Origin of the sequence: Pseudomonas sp. TWR3-1-1 (assembly GCF_049896545.1) — a bacterium.
GTDB lineage: Bacteria > Pseudomonadota > Gammaproteobacteria > Pseudomonadales > Pseudomonadaceae > Aquipseudomonas > Aquipseudomonas weihenstephanensis.
In genome coordinates this window covers 1-573 of sequence record NZ_JAFCUO010000056.1, presented here as the reverse complement: position 1 = coordinate 573, position 573 = coordinate 1, and the positions used below count along the sequence as shown (strand labels likewise).

Sequence of the window (573 nt, the reverse complement as noted above, 5' to 3'; positions counted from 1 at the left end):
CAACGTACTCGGCAACACCTCAAGCTCCGGCAAAACCGTCACCATCGACAGCGCCATGCACCTGTCCGCCGTATGGGCATGTGTGCGGATCATCTCCACCTCAGTGGCAGGTCTGCCGCTAGGGGTTTTCAAGCGCGAGGCGGACGGCGGGCGCGTGGATGCACGGGACTTCGCGCTGTACGACGTAATTCATAACAGCCCCAATGAAGACATGACGGCGTTCCAGTTCTGGCAGGCGGTCGTGGCCTCAATGCTGTTGCAGGGCAATGCCTACTGCGAGATTCACCGGGCGCGCGGGCGGGTGATCGCTCTGGACTTTCTGCTGCCCAGTCGGGTCAAACTGGAACTCGACGACGATGGCCGCCTGCAATACTGGTACACCCCGCGCAAAGGGCCACGGCGAGAGATTGCACGCCAGGACATGCTGCATATCCCGGCCTTTTCCCTCGATGGACGGGTCGGCATGTCGGCCATTCGCTACGGTGCCAATGTCTTCGGCTCCGCGATGTCGGCGGATGATGCCGCGAACAGCACGTTCAAAAACGGTCTGCTGCCTTCGGTTGCTTTCAAGGT

General features: G+C 61.1%; 1 protein-coding gene. It reads left to right on the top strand.

Annotation, left to right across the window (positions count from 1 at the left end; translation table 11 throughout):
• The coding region (locus ACP7A4_RS23175) for a phage portal protein (RefSeq protein ID WP_426248528.1) at positions 1-573 on the top strand (573 nt) is incomplete at both ends.